Annotated in this window: 16 protein-coding genes; 5 read left to right on the top strand and 11 right to left on the bottom strand. The window is 64.4% G+C overall.

Annotated elements, in window-relative coordinates; all coding sequences use genetic code 11:
* Positions 1 to 223: 223 nt before the first annotated feature.
* Both ACQKPZ_RS16990 and ACQKPZ_RS16985 read right to left on the bottom strand, forming a co-directional pair.
* A complete protein-coding gene (locus tag ACQKPZ_RS16990) occupies positions 224 to 1,567 on the bottom strand; it encodes an MFS transporter (RefSeq protein WP_391135307.1) in 1,344 nt (447 codons plus the stop codon).
* Between the two features lie 191 nt (positions 1,568 to 1,758).
* The gene (locus ACQKPZ_RS16985; RefSeq protein ID WP_427540204.1) at positions 1,759 to 2,709 is read right to left on the bottom strand and encodes a 2-hydroxyacid dehydrogenase; all 951 of its coding nucleotides are present in this window, start codon (positions 2,707 to 2,709) and stop codon (positions 1,759 to 1,761) included.
* A 99-nt stretch (positions 2,710 to 2,808) separates the two neighbouring features.
* Between ACQKPZ_RS16985 and ACQKPZ_RS16980 the strand changes: the two genes are divergently transcribed.
* Complete coding sequence (locus ACQKPZ_RS16980) at positions 2,809 to 3,696, top strand: LysR substrate-binding domain-containing protein (protein ID WP_427540201.1); 888 nt, start codon at positions 2,809 to 2,811, stop codon at positions 3,694 to 3,696.
* Between the two features lie 175 nt (positions 3,697 to 3,871).
* On the opposite strand, the gene gudD is transcribed toward ACQKPZ_RS16980, so the two are convergent.
* Together gudD and ACQKPZ_RS16970 are read right to left on the bottom strand one after the other, a co-directional pair.
* A complete protein-coding gene (gene gudD / locus ACQKPZ_RS16975) occupies positions 3,872 to 5,227 on the bottom strand; it encodes a glucarate dehydratase (RefSeq protein WP_391135315.1) in 1,356 nt (451 codons plus the stop codon).
* Between the two features lie 19 nt (positions 5,228 to 5,246).
* Entirely contained in the window at positions 5,247 to 6,599 is a 1,353-nt protein-coding gene (locus ACQKPZ_RS16970; protein WP_391135318.1) for an MFS transporter, read from the bottom strand.
* A gap of 261 nt (positions 6,600 to 6,860) precedes the next feature.
* On the opposite strand from ACQKPZ_RS16970, the gene ACQKPZ_RS16965 reads away from it, so the two are divergent.
* On the top strand, positions 6,861 to 7,562 hold the full coding sequence (locus ACQKPZ_RS16965) for a FadR/GntR family transcriptional regulator (protein ID WP_427540198.1): 702 nt from the start codon (positions 6,861 to 6,863) through the stop codon (positions 7,560 to 7,562).
* Between the two features lie 166 nt (positions 7,563 to 7,728).
* Here the strand turns inward: ACQKPZ_RS16965 and ACQKPZ_RS16960 are convergent, their stop codons facing one another.
* From ACQKPZ_RS16960 to ACQKPZ_RS16930, 7 genes are all read right to left on the bottom strand, one after another.
* Complete coding sequence (locus tag ACQKPZ_RS16960) at positions 7,729 to 8,490, bottom strand: ABC transporter ATP-binding protein (RefSeq protein ID WP_427540195.1); 762 nt, start codon at positions 8,488 to 8,490, stop codon at positions 7,729 to 7,731.
* Positions 8,487 to 9,548: a FecCD family ABC transporter permease gene (locus ACQKPZ_RS16955; RefSeq protein WP_427540193.1), complete on the bottom strand. Its 1,062-nt coding sequence runs from the start codon at positions 9,546 to 9,548 to the stop codon at positions 8,487 to 8,489. The genes ACQKPZ_RS16960 and ACQKPZ_RS16955 overlap by 4 nt, the downstream gene beginning before the upstream one ends.
* Positions 9,545 to 10,660 (bottom strand): ABC transporter substrate-binding protein, encoded by a 1,116-nt coding sequence (locus ACQKPZ_RS16950; protein WP_427540190.1) that lies wholly within the window; start codon positions 10,658 to 10,660, stop codon positions 9,545 to 9,547. Before ACQKPZ_RS16950 ends, ACQKPZ_RS16955 begins: the two co-directional genes overlap by 4 nt.
* A 124-nt stretch (positions 10,661 to 10,784) precedes the next feature.
* Positions 10,785 to 11,795, bottom strand: coding sequence for a zinc-dependent alcohol dehydrogenase family protein (locus ACQKPZ_RS16945; RefSeq protein WP_427540187.1), 1,011 nt, complete (start codon positions 11,793 to 11,795; stop codon positions 10,785 to 10,787).
* Positions 11,796 to 12,024: 229 nt separating this feature from the next.
* Positions 12,025 to 12,615, bottom strand: a complete 591-nt coding sequence (locus ACQKPZ_RS16940) for an HAD family hydrolase (RefSeq protein ID WP_427540184.1) — start codon at positions 12,613 to 12,615, stop codon at positions 12,025 to 12,027.
* Positions 12,612 to 13,481 carry an acyl-CoA thioesterase II gene (tesB, locus tag ACQKPZ_RS16935; protein WP_016712127.1) on the bottom strand — a complete coding sequence of 290 codons (870 nt, stop codon included), beginning with the start codon at positions 13,479 to 13,481 and terminating at the stop codon, positions 12,612 to 12,614. The genes ACQKPZ_RS16940 and tesB overlap by 4 nt, the downstream gene beginning before the upstream one ends.
* 96 nt (positions 13,482 to 13,577) lie before the next feature.
* Positions 13,578 to 14,147, bottom strand: a complete 570-nt coding sequence (locus ACQKPZ_RS16930) for a GNAT family N-acetyltransferase (RefSeq protein WP_391135340.1) — start codon at positions 14,145 to 14,147, stop codon at positions 13,578 to 13,580.
* Positions 14,148 to 14,326: 179 nt separating this feature from the next.
* Between ACQKPZ_RS16930 and ACQKPZ_RS16925 the strand changes: the two genes are divergently transcribed.
* The 3 genes from ACQKPZ_RS16925 to ACQKPZ_RS16915 all read left to right on the top strand — a co-directional run bounded on the left by ACQKPZ_RS16925 (position 14,327) and on the right by ACQKPZ_RS16915 (position 17,515).
* Entirely contained in the window at positions 14,327 to 15,013 is a 687-nt protein-coding gene (locus tag ACQKPZ_RS16925) for a histidine phosphatase family protein (RefSeq protein ID WP_427540181.1), read from the top strand.
* Positions 15,014 to 15,210: 197 nt separating this feature from the next.
* Entirely contained in the window at positions 15,211 to 16,125 is a 915-nt protein-coding gene (locus ACQKPZ_RS16920) for a histone deacetylase family protein (RefSeq protein ID WP_427540178.1), read from the top strand.
* A 148-nt stretch (positions 16,126 to 16,273) separates the two neighbouring features.
* Entirely contained in the window at positions 16,274 to 17,515 is a 1,242-nt protein-coding gene (locus ACQKPZ_RS16915; protein ID WP_427540175.1) for a TIGR03862 family flavoprotein, read from the top strand.
* The last annotated feature ends 17 nt before the right edge of the window (positions 17,516 to 17,532 follow it).

The raw sequence follows: 17,532 nt of genomic DNA, 5'->3' as shown, positions 1-17,532 counted from the left end.
AGGCTGATTCGTGCCTGGATGTTGCTGAGAGAGGCCGTGGGCTTTTCTACTGAAAATTTGCCTCCGGCCATAGAATCTCCCACAGGGACCGCACAATCTGCAAGCCTGCAGTAAACCTGTGGGAGCGGGTTTACCCGCGAAGAGGTTCGCACAGGCAAAAACCTCTTGGCCCAGATACAAAAAAGCCCCGGTTTCCCGGGGCCTCTGTTGCCAAGGCGTCTGCCTACGCCTGCCCGGTACGCTCGAAGCGCCGGGCCAGCAACAGGTAAGCGAGGATCCCCAGCACGCCATGGGCGGCCACGAACCAGAGTGCGTTGTGGAACGAGCCGGTACTGGCCACCACATAACCGATCACCAGCGGGGTGATGATGCCGGCGATATTGCCGATGCCGTTGAATACGCCGCCACACAAGCCGACCATTTTCTTCGGCGCCACATCCGACAGCACCGCCCAGCCCACCGCTGCCAGGCCCTTGCCAAAGAAGGCCAGGGTCATCAGGGCGATTACCGCCGCGTTACCCTCTACATAGTTGGCCAGTACCAGGCTGGTCGACAGCGCCATGCCGATGATGAACGGGGTCTTGCGCGCCCTGGAGGGATGCACGCCACGACGGATCAGCCAGTCGGAAACGAAGCCACCCAGGATGCCGCCGGTGAAGCCGCAGATGGCAGGTAGCGCGGCCACCCAGCCCGCCTCCATGATGGTCATGCCACGGCCCTTGATCAGGTAGATCGGGAACCAGGTTATGAAGAAGTAGGTCAGCGCGGTGATGCAGTACTGGCCCAGGTACACCGCCCACAGGTTGCGGCTGGTGAACAGTTGCATGACTTCGGCACGGGTCGGCTTGCTTTGGGTTGCCTTGCGTTCCTGCTCCAGATCAACCAGGGCGCCACCTTCACGCATGTAGTCCAGCTCTTCGCGACTCAGCCCCGGTGCGCTGTGCGGCTCGTGGTAAAGGCGGAACCACACCACGCTCAGCACCAGCCCCAACACGCCCATCCAGATGAACACTTGCTCCCAGCTCAGGGTGTGGGTCATCCACGCCATCAGCGGGGCGAACACCACCACCGCCATGTACTGCGCCGAATTGAACAGTGCCGAGGCAGTGCCACGCTCGCGGGTAGGGAACCAGCAACTGACAATGCGCGAGTTGGCCGGGAACGCTGGCGACTCCACCAGGCCCAGCATGAAGCGCATGGAGAACAGCGCCACTGCCGCGGATACACCGGCAAGGCCCATCCAACCCACAGTCCCCTGCAACAGCGTGAACAGCGACCAGAGGATAAGGCTGATGCCATACACGCGGCGGGCGCCGAAACGGTCGAGCAGCCAACCGCCAGGCACCTGGCCCAGGGCGTAGGCCCAGGCAAAAGCGGAGAAGATCATGCCCAGCATGACCGGATCCAGGCCGAGGTCCTTGAGCACCTCGGTGCCGGTGATCGACAGGGTGGCGCGGTCGGCGTAGTTGATGACGGTGATGACGAAGATCAGTGCCAGGACCAGGAAGCGATGGCGACCGATCCCGGCCACGGCCTGCGGTGCGGCAACGGCGGATTTGCTGTTCATGTTAACCCTCTTGCTTCTCGGTGGAAGCGATTGTTCTTGTGCGCAGAAGGGGTGGCCCAGGGGCCTTGTGTTGCTTGTGCCGGCCCTTTCGCGGGCATGCCCGCTCCCACAGGTACTGCACAATGCTCAGGACCTGTGCTGACCTCTGTGGGAGCGGGCGTGTCGAGGCGTCGAACCGCCGCGAAAGGGCCCTAAGGGTGAACCACCCGATGTGGCGGCAGCTCACCCTGGAAACAGGCCTCCAGGTTGAGCAAAACCATGCGCCCCATCTCCAACCGGGTCTGCAGGGTGGCGCTGCCCCGGTGCGGTTGCAGGCTGACCTGGTTCAGGTCAAGCAACGCTGGCGGCACATGCGGCTCATCGACAAACACATCCAGCCCGGCACCGGCGATGCGCCCTTCGCGTAACGCTTCGACCAGCGCGTGCTCATCGACCAACTTGCCACGCGCCACATTCACCAGATACCCCTGCGGCCCCAGCGCCTCCAGCACCTCGGCCGTCACCAGCACCTGCCCGCCATCGGCAGCAGCGGCCACCACCAGCACATCCACCGAGCGTGCCAGCGCAACCAGGTCGGGCTCATAGCGATACCCCGTATCAGGCTGTTCGCGCCGCCCGTTGTAGGCAATGCGCATGTCGAAGGCCGCAGCGCGGCGAGCGATGGCCTTACCCACCTGGCCAAGCCCGACGATGCCCAGTTCAATGCCACTGACCCGACGCGCCAGCGGCAGCTCGACCTTGCCCCACAAGCCATCGCGCACCAGCCGCTCACCTTCGCCCAAGCGGCGCAGGCTGCTGATGATCAGCCCCAGGGCCAGGTCGGCGACATCCGCCGTGAGCACGCCCGGCGTGGTGCTGACATGGATGCCGCGGCTGGCGGCGTGGCGCAGGTCCACAGCGTCGGTGCCGATGCCGCTGATGGCAATGATTTCGAGCGCCGGCAGTTGGTCCATCAATGCGTTGGCCAGGCCCTTGGCGCCCCCGGTGACCACGCCACGAATGCGCGGGCCAACGGCGTCAAGCAGCGCTTGCGGGTTGGGCTGCTGATACAGGCGATGTACCTGATAAGCGTTGACCAGTTGGGCATCGATGGCTTCAGGGACGGGCTGCGTCAACAGCACTTCAATGGGGTTGTCGTTCATCGTAGGTATCCAGCAGTTGCAAGACATGACCTGATGCTAGGCCTGCAATTGATACAGGTCTAATATAGATAGTGGATCGAATAATTCAGGAATTGAATCATGGAGCTGCACCAGTTGCGCTGCTTCGTCGCCGTTGCCGAAGAGCTGCATTTCGGCCGCGCCGCCACCCGCCTGCACATGACCCAGCCGCCCTTGAGCCGGCAGATCCAGCTGCTGGAGCATGCCCTGGGCGTGCTGCTGCTTGAGCGCAACAACCGCCAGGCGCGCTTGACCCTGGCGGGCCAGAGCTTCCTTGAAGACGCCCGGCGCATCCTGCAAATCGCCGACTCGGCCAGCCACTCGGCACGGCGCATCGCCCATGGCGAAGCAGGCCGCTTGACCCTGGGGTTCACGGCGGTCGGGGCCTACAGCATGATCCCGCGCCTGCTGGTGCATGCCGGGCAAACAGTGCCGGACATCGAGCTGGTGCTCAGCGAGCGCGTTTCCAGCGCGCAGGTGCATGACCTGGAAGCCGGCCTGATCGATGTCGGGCTGGTACGCCAGGTGCTGCCCAGTGCGCGCGTGGAGTACGTGCCGATTCACCGCGAACCCTTTGTCGCCGCCCTGCCTGCCGGGCATGCACTGACGGTGCGTGAGCGGATAAGGCCGAGCGATTTTCATGAGCAGCCGTTCGTGATGTACAGCGCCAACGAAGGGCGCTACTTCCATGACCGCATCGCGAACCTGTTTGCCCGGCATGAAGTGCAGCCCAGGTACCTGCATCAGTTGGGGCAGACGCATTCGATTCTGGGCCTGGTCAATGTAGGGCTGGGGTGCGCTGTGGTACCGGCCTCGGCGCAGGCGTTGCGCCTGGAGCAGGTGGTGTTCAGGCCGCTGACGGGGATGGAGCAGCAGGCGGAGATTTTTTTGGCGTACTGCCGGGACAACCCCAACCCGGTGCTGGGGGCGTTCGTAGAAATGGCGCGGGCGTTCTTCGAGCAGGATTGACCCATAACGGTTCTAGAACGCGACCACTTGAGCGGCCTTGTGTCGCGAAAGGGCCGCAAGGCCGCCCCAGGATTTCAGCGTTGACGCATGGATTGCTGGGGCCGCTTTGCGGCCCTTTCGCGACACAAGGCCGCTCCTACAAGGACCAGCACATGCCCCAAGCTCGGTGTGGGCGTCAACGCACCAGGCAAGGCCGCTTGTTATCAAAGCTCCAACCCGGAATCAGGAACTGCATCGCCACGCTGTCATCCCGCGCGCCCAGGCCCATGTTGCGGTAGCACTCATGCGCCTTCGCCAGTTGGTCTTCATCCAGCTCAACCCCCAGCCCCGGCCGCGCCGGAACCCGCACATGCCCGTCGACGATACGCAGCGGCTCGCGGGTCAGGCGCTGGCCGTCCTGCCAGATCCAGTGGGTGTCGATCGCGGTGATCTCGCCCGGCGCCGCAGCCGCAACCTGGGTGAACATCGCCAGCGAAATGTCGAAGTGGTTATTGGAGTGTGAACCCCAGGTCAGCCCCCAGTCATTGCACATCTGTGCAACACGTACCGAACCCTGCAAGGTCCAGAAGTGCGGGTCGGCCAGCGGAATGTCCACTGCCTGCGACTGGATCGCGTGGCCCATCTGCCGCCAGTCGGTGGCAATCATGTTGGTGGCGGTGGGCAGGCCGGTGGCACGGCGGAACTCGGCCATCACCTCACGGCCCGAGTAACCGTTTTCGGCACCACACGGGTCTTCGGCGTAGGCCAGCACATCATGCTTGTCGCGACACAGCGCAATGGCCTCCTTCAACGACCAGGCGCCATTCGGGTCGAGGGTGATACGTGCTTCGGGGAAGCGCTCGGCCAGCGCCGTCACTGCCTCCATCTCCTCCTCACCACGCAACACACCGCCCTTGAGCTTGAAGTCACTGAAGCCATAACGCTGCTTGGCCGCCTCGGCCAGGCGCACCACCGCTTCCGGGGTCAGGGCCTTGTCGTGGCGCACACGGAACCAGTCGTCATCGGCATCGGCTTCATTGCGGTAAGCCAGGTCGGTTTGCTGGCGGTCGCCGATATAGAACAGGTAACCCAGCATTTTCACAGCATCGCGCTGCTGCCCCTCGCCCAGCAGCGCCGCCATTGGCACATTGAGGTGCTGGCCAAGCAGATCGAGCAGCGCAGACTCGATAGCGGTTACCGCATGCACGGTAATGCGCAGGTCGAACGTCTGCAGGCCGCGGCCCGCCGAGTCGCGGTTGGCGAAGGTCTGGCGCATGGCGTTGAGCACACGCTGGTAGTGGCCGATCGGCTGGCCGACCACCAGGCTGCGGGCGTCTTCCAGGGTCTGGCGAATCTTCTCGCCACCCGGCACTTCACCCAGGCCGGTGTTGCCAGCGCTGTCACGCAGCACCACCACATTGCGGGTGAAGTACGGGCCGTGGGCGCCACTGAGGTTCAGCAACATGCTGTCGTGGCCAGCCACGGGGATCACGCGCAGGTCGGTGACCACAGGGGTGCTGGTGTGAACGGCGGGATTGGTCTGCATATTCATGGTTGTTGTCTCGCAGTCATCAGTGGGTCTGGCCCAGGCCCGCGGGGGCCTTGAGGTCGTCAGAAGGAGCGCCCTTTGGGCGAGTGCGTACAAAGAAGATGGCAATGGCCGCCAGCACCGAGGTCACCGCCAGGCCATACAGCCCGCCCTGGATCGAGCCGGTCTGCTGCTCCAGGAAACCGAACGTGGTAGGGGCAACGAAGCCGCCAAGGTTGCCGACCGAGTTGATCAGGGCGATCACGGCCGCCGCGATGCGGGCGTCCAGGTAACCCTGCGGGATCGGCCAGAACAGTGACGACGCCGACTTGAAACCGATGGCTGCAAAGCACACGGCCACGAAGGCAAACACCGGCCCGCCGGTGGTGGACATGAACATGCCGATTGCGGCCACCACCAGTGCCCCGGCCACCCACGCCTGCTGGAACTTCCAGCGCGCAGAGCCGGCCGCAAAGGCGTACATGGCGATGATCGAGATCAGCCACGGGATCGAGTTGAAGAAGCCGACCTGCAAATCGCTGAGGTCGCCCATGCGCTTGATAATGCTCGGCAGCCAGAAGGTGGCGGCGTAGATGGTCAACTGGATGCAGAAGTAGATGAGGCAGAACAGCACGATCTGGCGGTCTTTCAGCAGGCTCCAGGCAGAAGGCTTCACCGCACCAACGGCTTCGCGTTCACGCTGCTCGCGGTCGATGGTGGCCACCAGCGCCTCCTGCTCGGCCTGGCTCAGCCACTTGGCATCCTGGGGCTTGGAGTCCAGCCAGAAGAACACGAAGAAGCACAGCACCACCGAGGCCATGCCTTCGATGAACAGCATCCATTGCCAACCGTGCATGCCCAGGCCCTGAATCTGCATCAACGCACCGGCCAGCGGCCCGGAAATCAGCGAGGCCAGCGCCGAGCCGCTGAGGAAGATGGCAATTGCCTTGCCGCGCTCGGCGCCAGGCAGCCAGCGGGTGAAGTAGTAGATCACCCCCGGGAAGAAGCCCGCTTCGGCAACACCCAGCAGAAAGCGCAACACATAGAACTGGGTTTCGTTCTGTACAAAGGCCATGGCCGTGGCCACCAGCCCCCAGGTGAACATGATGCGGGTCAGCCAGAGCCGCGCCCCCACCTTCTGCAGCAACATGTTCGAAGGCACTTCGAACAATGCGTAGCCAATGAAGAACAAGCCGGCACCAAAGCCATAAGCTGCGGCACTGATGCCCAGGTCGCTTTCCAGGTGCGGGCGGATGAAGCCGATATTGACGCGGTCGAGGTAGTTGACGATGAACATGATGACGAACAGCGGCAGGACGTGGCGCTTGACCTTGGCCACGGCACTGGCCAACGCGTCGCCGTCATTCCGGGCAAGCGGAGCGAGGGTGTCGTTCACTTGTGAATCTCCCACTAATTGTTGTTGTGCGGGTATTGGTTGTCTGACAGGGCAGTGGGGATGAGCATATGCGCAGCGCGGTTGTACGACAAGATCAATAACGTCGTCAAAATAGCAAAATACAAGCTGTCATAATGCCAATATGCTGCGATCTTGCAAAAACAGCTTCGTTAAACACTGGATTGCCCATCGGAAAATTCGGCAAAAAATATTTCTATCGATTAACTTGTCGTACAAGCAAAACAAGAAAGGGATCACAACGTGGAATCCGAACACGCGCACAAACGTGGCCACAGCCGCGCCCATGATCTGGTCTCCAGCCTGACCCAGCAGATTTTGCTGGGCACCTACAAACCGGGTGACAAGTTGCCGTCAGAGAACACGCTGGTGCGCGAGCATGGGGTCAGCCGCACGGTCGTGCGGGAAGCCTTGTCCAAGTTGCAGGCCTCGGGGCTGGTGGAGCCGCGCCACGGTATCGGTACTTTCGTAATGGAGCGCCAGGCCCAGGCCGGGCTGCGCATCGCGGCAGAAAGCGCGGCCAGCGTACGCGACCTGTTGGAGTTGCGTATTGGCCTGGAGGGCCAGGCCGCCGCCCTGGCTGCGCTGCGCCGTGACGAGGAGCACCTGGCACGCATGCGCCAGGCGCTGGATGACTATCAGGACCTGGCGGCCGCTGGCGACAGCTGCATCGAGGCCGACCGGCGCTTTCACCTGCTGATCGCCGAGGCCACTGGCAACCTGTACTTCACCGAGATGCTGCTGCATCTGGGTAACAGCCTGATCCCGCGCAACCGCATGGCCCTGGCCGAACGTGGCGGCGCGAAGCTGGCGCGGCAGGCGTACCTGGCCAACCTGGAGCATGAGGCAGTGCTCAATGCCATCCGCCGGCAAGACCCGGATGCAGCGCGGGCGGCGATCTGCCTGCACCTGTCCAACAGCCGCGACCGGTTGTTGCCCGATTGATATTCAACTGACTGGCGCACTTCTCCTTGTAGGAGCGGCCTTGTGTCGCGAAAGGGCTGCAAAGCAGCCCCTCGATTTATGTGAAAAAAGCTGAAGGCCGGGGGCTGCTTCGCAGCCCTTTCGCGACACAAGGCCGCTCCTACAGGGGACCGCGTCAACTTGAAAGTCAGGCGAGCGCCCGGTCAACCAGCACTTGCAGGCGTCCTTGAGAACACTGTTCCACCCGCGCCTGCACGCCATACACCTCAGCCAGCAACCCCGGCTGCAACACATCCGCCGGCGCCCCGCAGGCCACCACCCTGCCCTCACGCAACACCACAAGCCAATCGGCATGGCTGGCTGCCAGGTTGATATCGTGCAGCACCGCCACCGCCAGCAACCGATGCGCCTGCACCCGCTCGCGCACTGCATCCATCACCCGCAACTGGTAATGCAGGTCCAGCGCACTGGTCGGCTCGTCCAGCAACAGCACCTGCGGGTTACGCGCCAACAGCTGGGCCAGCGCCACCAACTGCCGTTGCCCGCCAGACAGGCCGTCCAGCGAACGCTCTGCCAACGCCTCGATCCCTAACTGGCGCAACGCCTCGTAAGCGCTCCCCAGCAGGTTGTCGCTGCCACTCACGCGCAAGGCCGCGACAATGCTTTCCAGCACGCCCAAGGCAATGCCGGGCGGCAATTGTTGAGGCATGTAGGCCAGCCGCCGCGAGCGCTCGGCAAAACCCAGCCGGGTCACGTCCTGCCCATCCAGGCTCACGCCGCCGCGCATCCGTTCCAGCCCTGCCAATGCCCTCAGCAGCGTCGACTTGCCCGCGCCATTGGGCCCGACCAGGGCCACCAGGCTACCGGCCGGCAAGGCCGGCAGGCTCACCCCATGCAGGATCTGCCGTGCGCCGTACGCCACCGAAACACCCTCGATCAACAGGCTCACAACCTTCTCCCACGGCGGAATACCAACACCACGAACACCGGCACCCCCACCAACGCGGTGACGATACCCACCGGCACGATCACACCCGGCAAGATCACCTTGCTGGCAATCGACGACAGCGACAGCATCAGCGCCCCCACCAGTGCACTGGCCGGCAGCAGGAAGCGCTGGTCCTCGCCCACCAGCAGGCGGGCGATGTGCGGCCCGACCAGGCCAACGAACCCGATGGTGCCGACGAACGCCACTGCCGTCGCCGACAACACGCTAATGCGCAACAGCGAGGCAAGGCGCAAGCGCCGGGTGTCCACGCCAAAGCTGCGCGCGCGGTCCTCACCCATGCGCAGCAAGGTCATGGCGGGTGCCGCCCGTAGCGAGAACGGCAGCAACAGCGCCAGCACCAACGCCAGGATGCCGAGCTTCTGCCAATCGGCCCGTGCCAGGCTGCCCAAGGTCCAGAACACCAGTTGCTGCAACACGTCTTCGGTGGCCAACAGTTGCAGCAACGAGACCAGTGCGTTGCAGCTGAACACCAGGGCAATGCCGAACAGCACCAGGCTTTCCACCCCCGCCCCGCGCAAGCGCGACATGGCCTGCAGCAGCACGACCGAAAGGCAGGCGAAAACAAACGCCATCACGGTCACCTGCGCACTGGGCGCCAGCCAGGCGATGCCCAGCGGGTAGGCAATCGCCAACGATGCACCCAACGCGGCAGACGACGACACACCCAGGGTAAACGGGCTGGCGAGCGGGTTGTCGAGGATCGCCTGCATCTCGGCGCCCGCCAGCGACAATGCCGCGCCCACCAGCACGGCCATCAGCGTGTAGGGCAGGCGCACGTTCCAGATGATTACCCGCTCGGTGGCACTGAGCGTTGCCGGGTCGCCAAGCCCTTGCAGCAGGCGCCCCAGGCTCATGCCAGAGGCGCCGCTGGCCAGGTCACCCAGCACCGACAGCAGTAGCAACAGGGCCAGGCCCGCCACCAGCCAGGTGCGGCGCCACAGCAACCGGCGGTAATGCCAGGCGGCCTGCGCGGCGCCCGGGTGAGCCTGCGCGGTCACTGGGCGCTGACCCAGTAGTGGCCGTCCAGGCCTACCTTGAGCATCTGGTTGATTTCGCCCATGGTCGCCTGTGGGTCCAGGTCCTTGAAGCGCTCCGGGTGCACCCAGCGGGCCATGGCCTCGATCGCCAGGATGTTGAACGGCGAGTTGTAGAAGTCATGCCACAGGCCATGGGCCTGGCCGGCCTGAATCGGCCGCAGCGGGGCGAACTCGGGGCGCGCAGTGATCTTCGCCAGGCTCTGGCGTGCCGTATCGGCGGATACACCGGCCCCCAGCAGTACCCCCGGCGCGCGGTTGCCGGTGGCGATGTACACGTCCGGGTCGGCTTGCAGCACATACTCGACACTGACATCACCCAACGCCCCAGGCACCACATCGGCACCGATGTTATGCCCGCCAACGGCCTCGACCACACTGCCCAGGCCGCTCTTGCCGGTAGTATGCCCCGGCGCCTGCCACACACCGGCCAACAGCTCGAGAAACACCTTGGGCCGCTCGCTGTCCTTGATCCCGGCCACGCCGTCGGTTACCCGCTTCAGATGGCGGTCGTACAGGCTCAGGTACTGCGCCGCCTGCGGCTCGCGCCCCAGCAGCGTACCCAGCGCTTGCATGCTCACCAGGGTATTACGGATCGGATGCACGCGAAAATCGATGAACAGCACCGGCACGCCGGCCTTTTCCAGCAGGTCGGCCACCGGGCTGTGCTGGGTCGGGCCCTCACCGGCGATGCTGAAAATGGCCAAGTCGGGCTTGAGCGCCAGAATCTGCTCGGCGCTGACACTCTGCTCGGAGGCCTGGCCGATCAGCGGCAACTTGGCAATTTGCGGATACTTCTGCGCGTACACCTCATAGGTGTGCGGGTCGAGCAGGCGCATGTCGTTCTGCCAACCAACTACCCGCTGGAACGGGTTGTCGCGGTCGAGCAAGGCCAGGGCAAAAAACAGCCGCCCTTCACCGAGCACGATGCGCTGTGGAGCGTGGTCGACTTCGACCTTGCGCCCAAGTACATCGGTCACTTGCACGGCACTAGCGGGTTGGGTGAAGCCGAGGCAGGACGCCAACAGCATCAAGGCAGGCAGCACACGCCGCCAGGAATGGGGAAGCAAACACATCGGGGCATCCTCTTGAAGAGAATCAGTCGCAACAGAGCGGGGCATTCTAGCCAGCCGCCCTGCGCTGCCGATGTGCGCGAATGTATTGGCTTGTAGAGTGGCCGTTACATCCGGCCGGCTCAACTCACCAGGTCAGGCAGATCTTGCCGAAATGCCGGTTGCTTTCCTGGTAGCGGAACGCCTCGACGATCTGCTCAAGCTCGAAATGCTTGTCCACCACCGGGCGCAGGCCGTTGGCATCGATTGCCCGTACCATCGCCTGCTGCTGGGCGCGGCTGCCCACCAGCACACCTTGCAGGCGAATCTGGCGCACCAGCGCCTGCACCAGCGGCAGCTGCCCGTCCACGCCAGTGAGGATGCCGATCAGCGACACATGCCCACCGATGCGCGCGGCAATCATCGACTGCTCCAGCGTCGCCGGGCCGCCCACTTCGATCACGTGGTCGACACCACGGTTGTCGGTGAGCTCGCGAACCTTCTCACCCCATGCCGGGGTGCTCTTGTAGTTGATCAGGTGATCGGCGCCCAACGCCTTCAGGCGCTCCAGCTTGGCGTCGCTGGACGAGGTGGCGATCACCGTCGCGCCGGCCAGCTTGGCAAACTGCAGGGCGAAGATCGATACACCGCCAGTGCCCTGCACCAGCACCGTGTCGCCAGGCTTGAGGTGGTCATCGCTCATCAGCGCACGCCAGGCGGTGAGGCCGGCCGTGGTCAGGGTAGCGGCCTCGGCATGGCTGAAGCTTTTGGGCGCCAGGGTGAACGCGGTAGCGCGGGCGGTCACCTGTTCGCGGGCATAGCCATCGATGCCGTCGCCGGGCACCCTGGCGAAGCCTTCGACATTGGCCTGGCCGTCGAGCCAGTCGGGGAAGAAGGTGCTGACCACGTTGTCACCAACCTGGAATTCGCTGACACCTTCGCCCACCGCAATGACTTCGCCGGCGCCATCAGCCATGGGGATACGCCGCTCGCTCGGGCCCCACATGCCGCTGACCACGGCGAAGTCATGGTAGTTGAGGGAGCTGGCGTGCAGCTGCACGGTGATCTCGCCGGCCTGGGGCGCGGGGGCCTCGCTGGTGCCGACCTCGACCTTGTCGTAGCCGCCGCCGGGTTGTACGTAGATGGCCTTGCTGGTCATGGGTGGGTCTCCGTATCAGAGGAAAGAATGGGGTTCAGCATAGACAGGTCCGGCCCTACCGGTTTCAAAGGCTATGCGAACTCCTGTAGGAGCGGCCTTGTGTCGCGAAAGGGCTGCGCAGCGGCCCCAGCATTTCAGTGGCACCACAAGATCGCCGGGGCTGCTTCGCAGCCCTTTCGCGACACAAGGCCGCTCCTACAAAAGCCTGCGCATGCCGCCCAAGACGGGTTCAGCCCAGCATCACCTTCAATGCCCGGCAATCGGCCGCATGCCAATCCACCAGCTCCGGCCAAGGGTTGTCGGGCAAGTTCACCAACACCGTCCGGGCTCCAGCCGCCCGCCCGCAGTCCAGGTCGAACCGATAATCCCCCACCATCACCAACTCGCCCGGGGTCACGCCCCAGGCACTGGCAATCTTCAGCAGCCCATCCGGGCTCGGCTTGGGCGCCGCCTCGTCACGCCCAAGAATATGCTCCACCGGGAAGCAATCGGCCAAGCCGATGGCCTCCAGCGTCACATGCGCCAGCTCCCGCGCATTACGGGTCAGAATACCCAGCCGGCAGCCACGCCCGGCCAGCTCGCGCACCAGCTCCACCGCCCCGGTGGCCGCGGTGGAGGCAAGCGCCAGGTCGCGCTCGTGCTCCAGCAACCAGGCATGCTTGGCCGCGGCTACGTCTGCCGGCAACGCCGCCAGATGGGTAAGGATGTCGTCCTCGGCCGGGATGTCCAACGCCACACGAATGGCGGCAAAGTCATGTACGGCCACGGTCAGGGTGCCGTCCATGTCGAACACCCAGTTACGCACCTCGTCCAGGCTCATGCCCAATCCTTGCGATGGCGAATCAGGCCTTCCTGGCTCGAAGACGCCACCAGTTGCCCGGCCTGGTTGAAGATGCTGCCACGGCAGAACCCGCGGGAATTACCGGCCCACGGGCTGTCGGTGGCATACAGCAGCCACTCGTCGGCGCGCAGGTTGCCATGGAACCACAGCGAATGGTCGAGGCTGGCAATCTGCATGTCACGCTGCCAAACCGATTTGCCATGTGGTAGCAGCGAAGTGGTCAGCAGACCAAAATCCGAGGCGTAAGCCAGCATGTATTTGTGCAGGGCCGGCACATCGGGGAGGTTGCCGTCGGCGCGGAACCAGGCGTACTTCACCGGGTCGCCGGGCTTGGGGTTGAACGGGTCGCGCTCGGTGACCGGGCGGATCTCGATCGGCTTGGCACACAGCACCTTGTCGCGAATGCGCTCGGGTAACTGGTCGGCCATGGCGCGCGCCAGCTCTACCTCGGTGGGCAGGTTTTCCGGGCCGACCACGTCAGGCATCTGCGCCTGGTGTTCGAAACCTTCCTCGTCGTACTGGAACGACGCGCTGCAGGTGAAGATGGTCTGGCCCTTCTGGATTGCCGTCACCCGACGGGTGCTGAAGCTGCCACCATCGCGCACGCGGTCCACCGAGTACACCACCGGCAGGCTGGCATCACCCGGGCGCAGGAAGTAGCCGTGCAACGAATGCACATGGCGAGCGTCCTCGACCGTCTGGCTGGCCGCCGACAACGACTGGCCCAGCACTTGCCCACCGTACAGCTGGCGGAAGCCCAGGTCCTGGCTACGCCCACGGAACAGGTTCTCCTCGATGGCTTCGAGGCTCAACAGGTCGACCAGGTCGTCCAACACATGACTCATTGGGGGTTCTCCTCGCAAGGCAACACGTCTCTACAGCACTCGTAATGAAGGCAAATGATACAGGGTTTGTCATTCGCGCCGGGCATGGCCGTGCATTCAGGGGCGCAGGGTGCGCTCCCAGTGCGCGCGGTCGATGCGGTACAGCACGTGGGGGCGCAGCGGGTGGCCCTCGGCCAGGCGGGGGTGTTCGAAGCTGCCGTTCAGGTCCTGCTGCATGCCAATGGCCTGCATCACCTTCTGCGACGGCAAATTGCTCTCGCTAGTGAACGACACCACTTCCTCCAGGCGCAATTGGGCGAAAGCACAACGCAGGCTGGTCCACGCTGCCTCGCTGGCAAAACCCAGGCCCCAGTGACGCCGCGCCAGGCGCCAGCCAATTTCCACAGCCGGCGCAAAATCGGCATCGAAGCCGACATGCAACAGCCCGGTCATGCCGATGAATGCGCCGCTGTCCTTGCGCTCCAGCGCCCACAGGCCAAAGCCGTACTCGTTGAAATGCCCGCGCACGCGGCCTATCAGTGCAGCCGCTTCAAGGCGCGTCAGCGGTGCCGGGAAATAACGCATTACCTGCGGGTCGGCACACAGCGCAGCGAACTCGCCCAAATCGTCGTCGTGCCATTGGCGCATTACCAGCCGTGCGCTTTCCAGTTCAAGAATGGGGGTCATCGGGCCTGCTCCGGTTTTGCCGTGTTGCAGTTTACAGCGTAGGCGCGAGCGCAGGTTTCACCCAGCCAACAGCCGCCGAATGCAATTTTCACAAGCCCTTCACCGCCTCCCGACAGGCCGCTTGGCAGGATGCCGCCATTACTGCTGCGCCTGGCGCAGCCATGCCAATGGAGCAACGCATGTTTACCAGCAACACCCTGGGCCACCCAGCCATTCACGCCCGGCGCAAGCGGCGCCTGTCACGCAAAGCCCTCGGTGCCGCCCTTGGCCTGTGCATGGTCGTTGCGGCATTGACCACCTGGCTGGCGACGAGGACGCATATCGTGGACCTTGGTAACGAGCAACAACTGAGTGACAGCGGCCTGCTGCAGGACTGGGCCGACGGCGCAGTGATCGTGATGATCCGCCACGCCGAACGCTGCGACAGCGCCCCCGGCCCCTGCCTGGACGACCCCACCGGTATTACGGTGGCCGGTAGCCAGGCGGCCGGCCGCGTTGGCCAAGGGCTGAACCAGTTGGGCCTGGAAAATGCCGACCTGCTCAGCAGCCCGAAGCTGCGCACCCGGCAAACCGCGCATTTCATCCTCGGCCAGGCAGTCGCCAGCGAGGACTGGCTGGAAGGCTGCGACAACCAGTTCGCCAGTGAAGCGTTGTCACGCAAGCGCCCGGGCCACAACCTGGTGCTGGTGACCCACAATGGCTGCATCGACCATTTTGCCCGCCAGCAGAACGTTGCCGGTGGCGAGCGCCAGAGTGGCTATGCCAGTGCCCTGTTCGTGTCGGTGGATGGCAACGGCAAGGCGCGCATCCTCGGGCGCTTGAACGAGCCAGACTGGCAGCGGGTGCTGGCCAGCACAGGCAAATAGCATTCCCCTGTAGGAGCGGCCTTGCGTCGCGATGGGCCGCAACGCGGCCCCGGCAATCTCTGCTGTAACGCCGAAATCCTGGGGCCGCTGTGCGGCCCATCGCGACGCAAGGCCGCTCCTACAGGGATCGCATTCGCCATGGCACCAGCAGCCCCGGAACTGGCAAGATCAGCACTGGCCCTGATTGCGAACATTCCATGCCGTTGCCGCTGATCTACCACGAAGACTACAGCCCGGACTTCCCCGCCGAGCACCGCTTCCCGATGGACAAGTTCCGCCTGCTGCACGACCACCTGGTCGACAGCGGGCTGACCACCGACCAGGCGCTGCTGCGCCCGGACATCTGCCCCAACGACATCCTCGCCCTGGCCCACGACCGCGGCTATATCGAGCGCTACATGAACGGCGACCTGTCCCGCGAGGACCAGCGCCGGCTCGGCCTCCCCTGGAGCGAAGCCCTGGCCCGGCGCACGGTGCGGGCAGTGGGTGGTTCGCTGCTCACCGCCGAGATGGCATTGCAACAGGGCATCGCCTGCCACCTCGCTGGCGGTACACACCACGCCCACTACGACCAGCCTGCCGGGTTCTGCATCTTCAACGACCTGGCCGTGATCAGCCGCTACCTGCTGGAGGCTGGCCGGGTGCACCAGGTGCTGATCTTCGACTGCGATGTGCACCAGGGCGACGGCACCGCGCGCATCCTGCACGACACGCCCGAAGCCATCACCGTGTCGCTGCATTGCGAACAGAACTTCCCGGCGCGCAAGGCGCAGAGTGACTGGGACATCCCCCTGCCGCGCGGCATGGGCGACGCGGCCTACCTGAAGGTGGTGGACGATGCCCTCAACTACCTGTTGCCCCTCTACCAACCCGACCTGGTGCTGTACGACGCCGGCGTCGATGTGCACAAGGACGATGCCCTGGGTTACCTGCAACTGACCGACGCGGGTGTTGCCGCCCGTGACGAAGCGGTGCTGCGCCATTGCGTGGGGCGCGACATTCCGGTGGTAGGCGTGATCGGCGGCGGCTACAGCAAGGACCGCCAAGCGTTGGCCAGGCGCCATGGCATCCTTCACCACAGCGCGGCACGGGTCATCGGTTGTTCACAATGACTGTGGAACCGCTTGTGGATAACCTGCGGGAAAGGCGCTGTAGCCCTTTGTTGGCAAGGCCTGCAGAGAACTGATTGTTTTTTGACCAGTGCTTCCTTAGGCGGCCCTGCGCTAGAATGCGCCTCTTTTCCACAGCCTGCTGCCCACCATGCCCGATCTGAACCCCGCCTCCTCTCCCCTCGCCATCGTGATCGGTGGGGGCCCTGCCGGCCTGATGGCTGCTGAAGCGCTGGCCCAGGCGGGCCTTGCGGTCGAGGTGTTCGATGCCATGCCTTCGGTGGGGCGCAAGTTCCTGCTGGCGGGCGTTGGCGGCATGAACATCACCCACTCCGAGCCGTACCCGGCGTTCGTTTCACGCTATGCACAGCGCCAGGGCGAAATCGATGCGCTGCTGCGTGACTTCGACGCCGAAGCCTTGCGCCAGTGGATTCACGGCCTGGGCATCGAAACCTTTGTCGGCACCTCGGGGCGGGTGTTTCCCACCGACATGAAAGCCGCGCCACTGCTGCGCGCCTGGCTCAAGCGCCTGCGCGAAGCCGGGGTAGTTATCCACACCCGCCACCGCTGGCTGGGCTGGAATGCCGACGGTGCCTTGCGCATTGCTTATCCACAGGGCGAGCTTGCCGTGAAGGCTGCGGTTGTGGTGCTTGCACTGGGCGGTGGTAGCTGGGCGCGATTGGGCTCCGACGGCAACTGGCAACCGCTGCTGGCTGAACGGGCTGTGGATATCTCGCCTTTACAGCCAAGCAACTGCGGCTTCGAAGTGGCCGGTTGGAGCGCATTGTTGAAGGAGAAGTTCGCCGGTGCGCCACTGAAGAACATTGCCCTCAGCGTGCCTGGCAGCGCACCGCGCAAGGGCGAGTTCATTCTCACCGCTCAAGGCGTGGAAGGCAGCCTCGTGTATGCCTGGTCAGCGCCGCTGCGCGAGGCCATCAACCGCAGTGGCCGAGGGGTGCTACTGCTCGATCTGCTGCCGGACAAGCCTGTGGACAAGATTGCCCTGGCACTGGCCAAGCCGCGGGGGTCACGCTCGATGGCCAAGCACTTGCACAGCCAGCTAGGTATTGATGGAGTCAAGGCGGCACTGCTGCGGGAGCTGACCGATCAGGCGACCTTTGCCGACCCACAGGCCCTGGCCCGGGCGATCAAGGCGTTGCCGATCACGCTGGTGCGCACACGGCCGCTGGATGAAGCGATCAGCAGTGCTGGCGGGGTGCGTTTCGAGGGGCTGGATGAGGGGTTGATGGTCAAGGGCATGCCGGGGGTGTTCTGTGCCGGCGAGATGCTGGACTGGGAGGCGCCGACCGGGGGGTATTTGCTGACGGCGTGTTTTGCCAGTGGGCTGCGCGCCGGGCGGGCGGCGGCGGATTGGGTCAAGCGGGTTTCCTGACAGATTGCCGGGGCTGC

Origin of the sequence: Pseudomonas sp. NPDC089547 (genome assembly GCF_050280665.1) — a bacterium.
Taxonomy (GTDB): Bacteria; Pseudomonadota; Gammaproteobacteria; order Pseudomonadales; family Pseudomonadaceae; genus Aquipseudomonas.
This window is presented reverse-complemented; position numbering and strand designations above follow the sequence as displayed.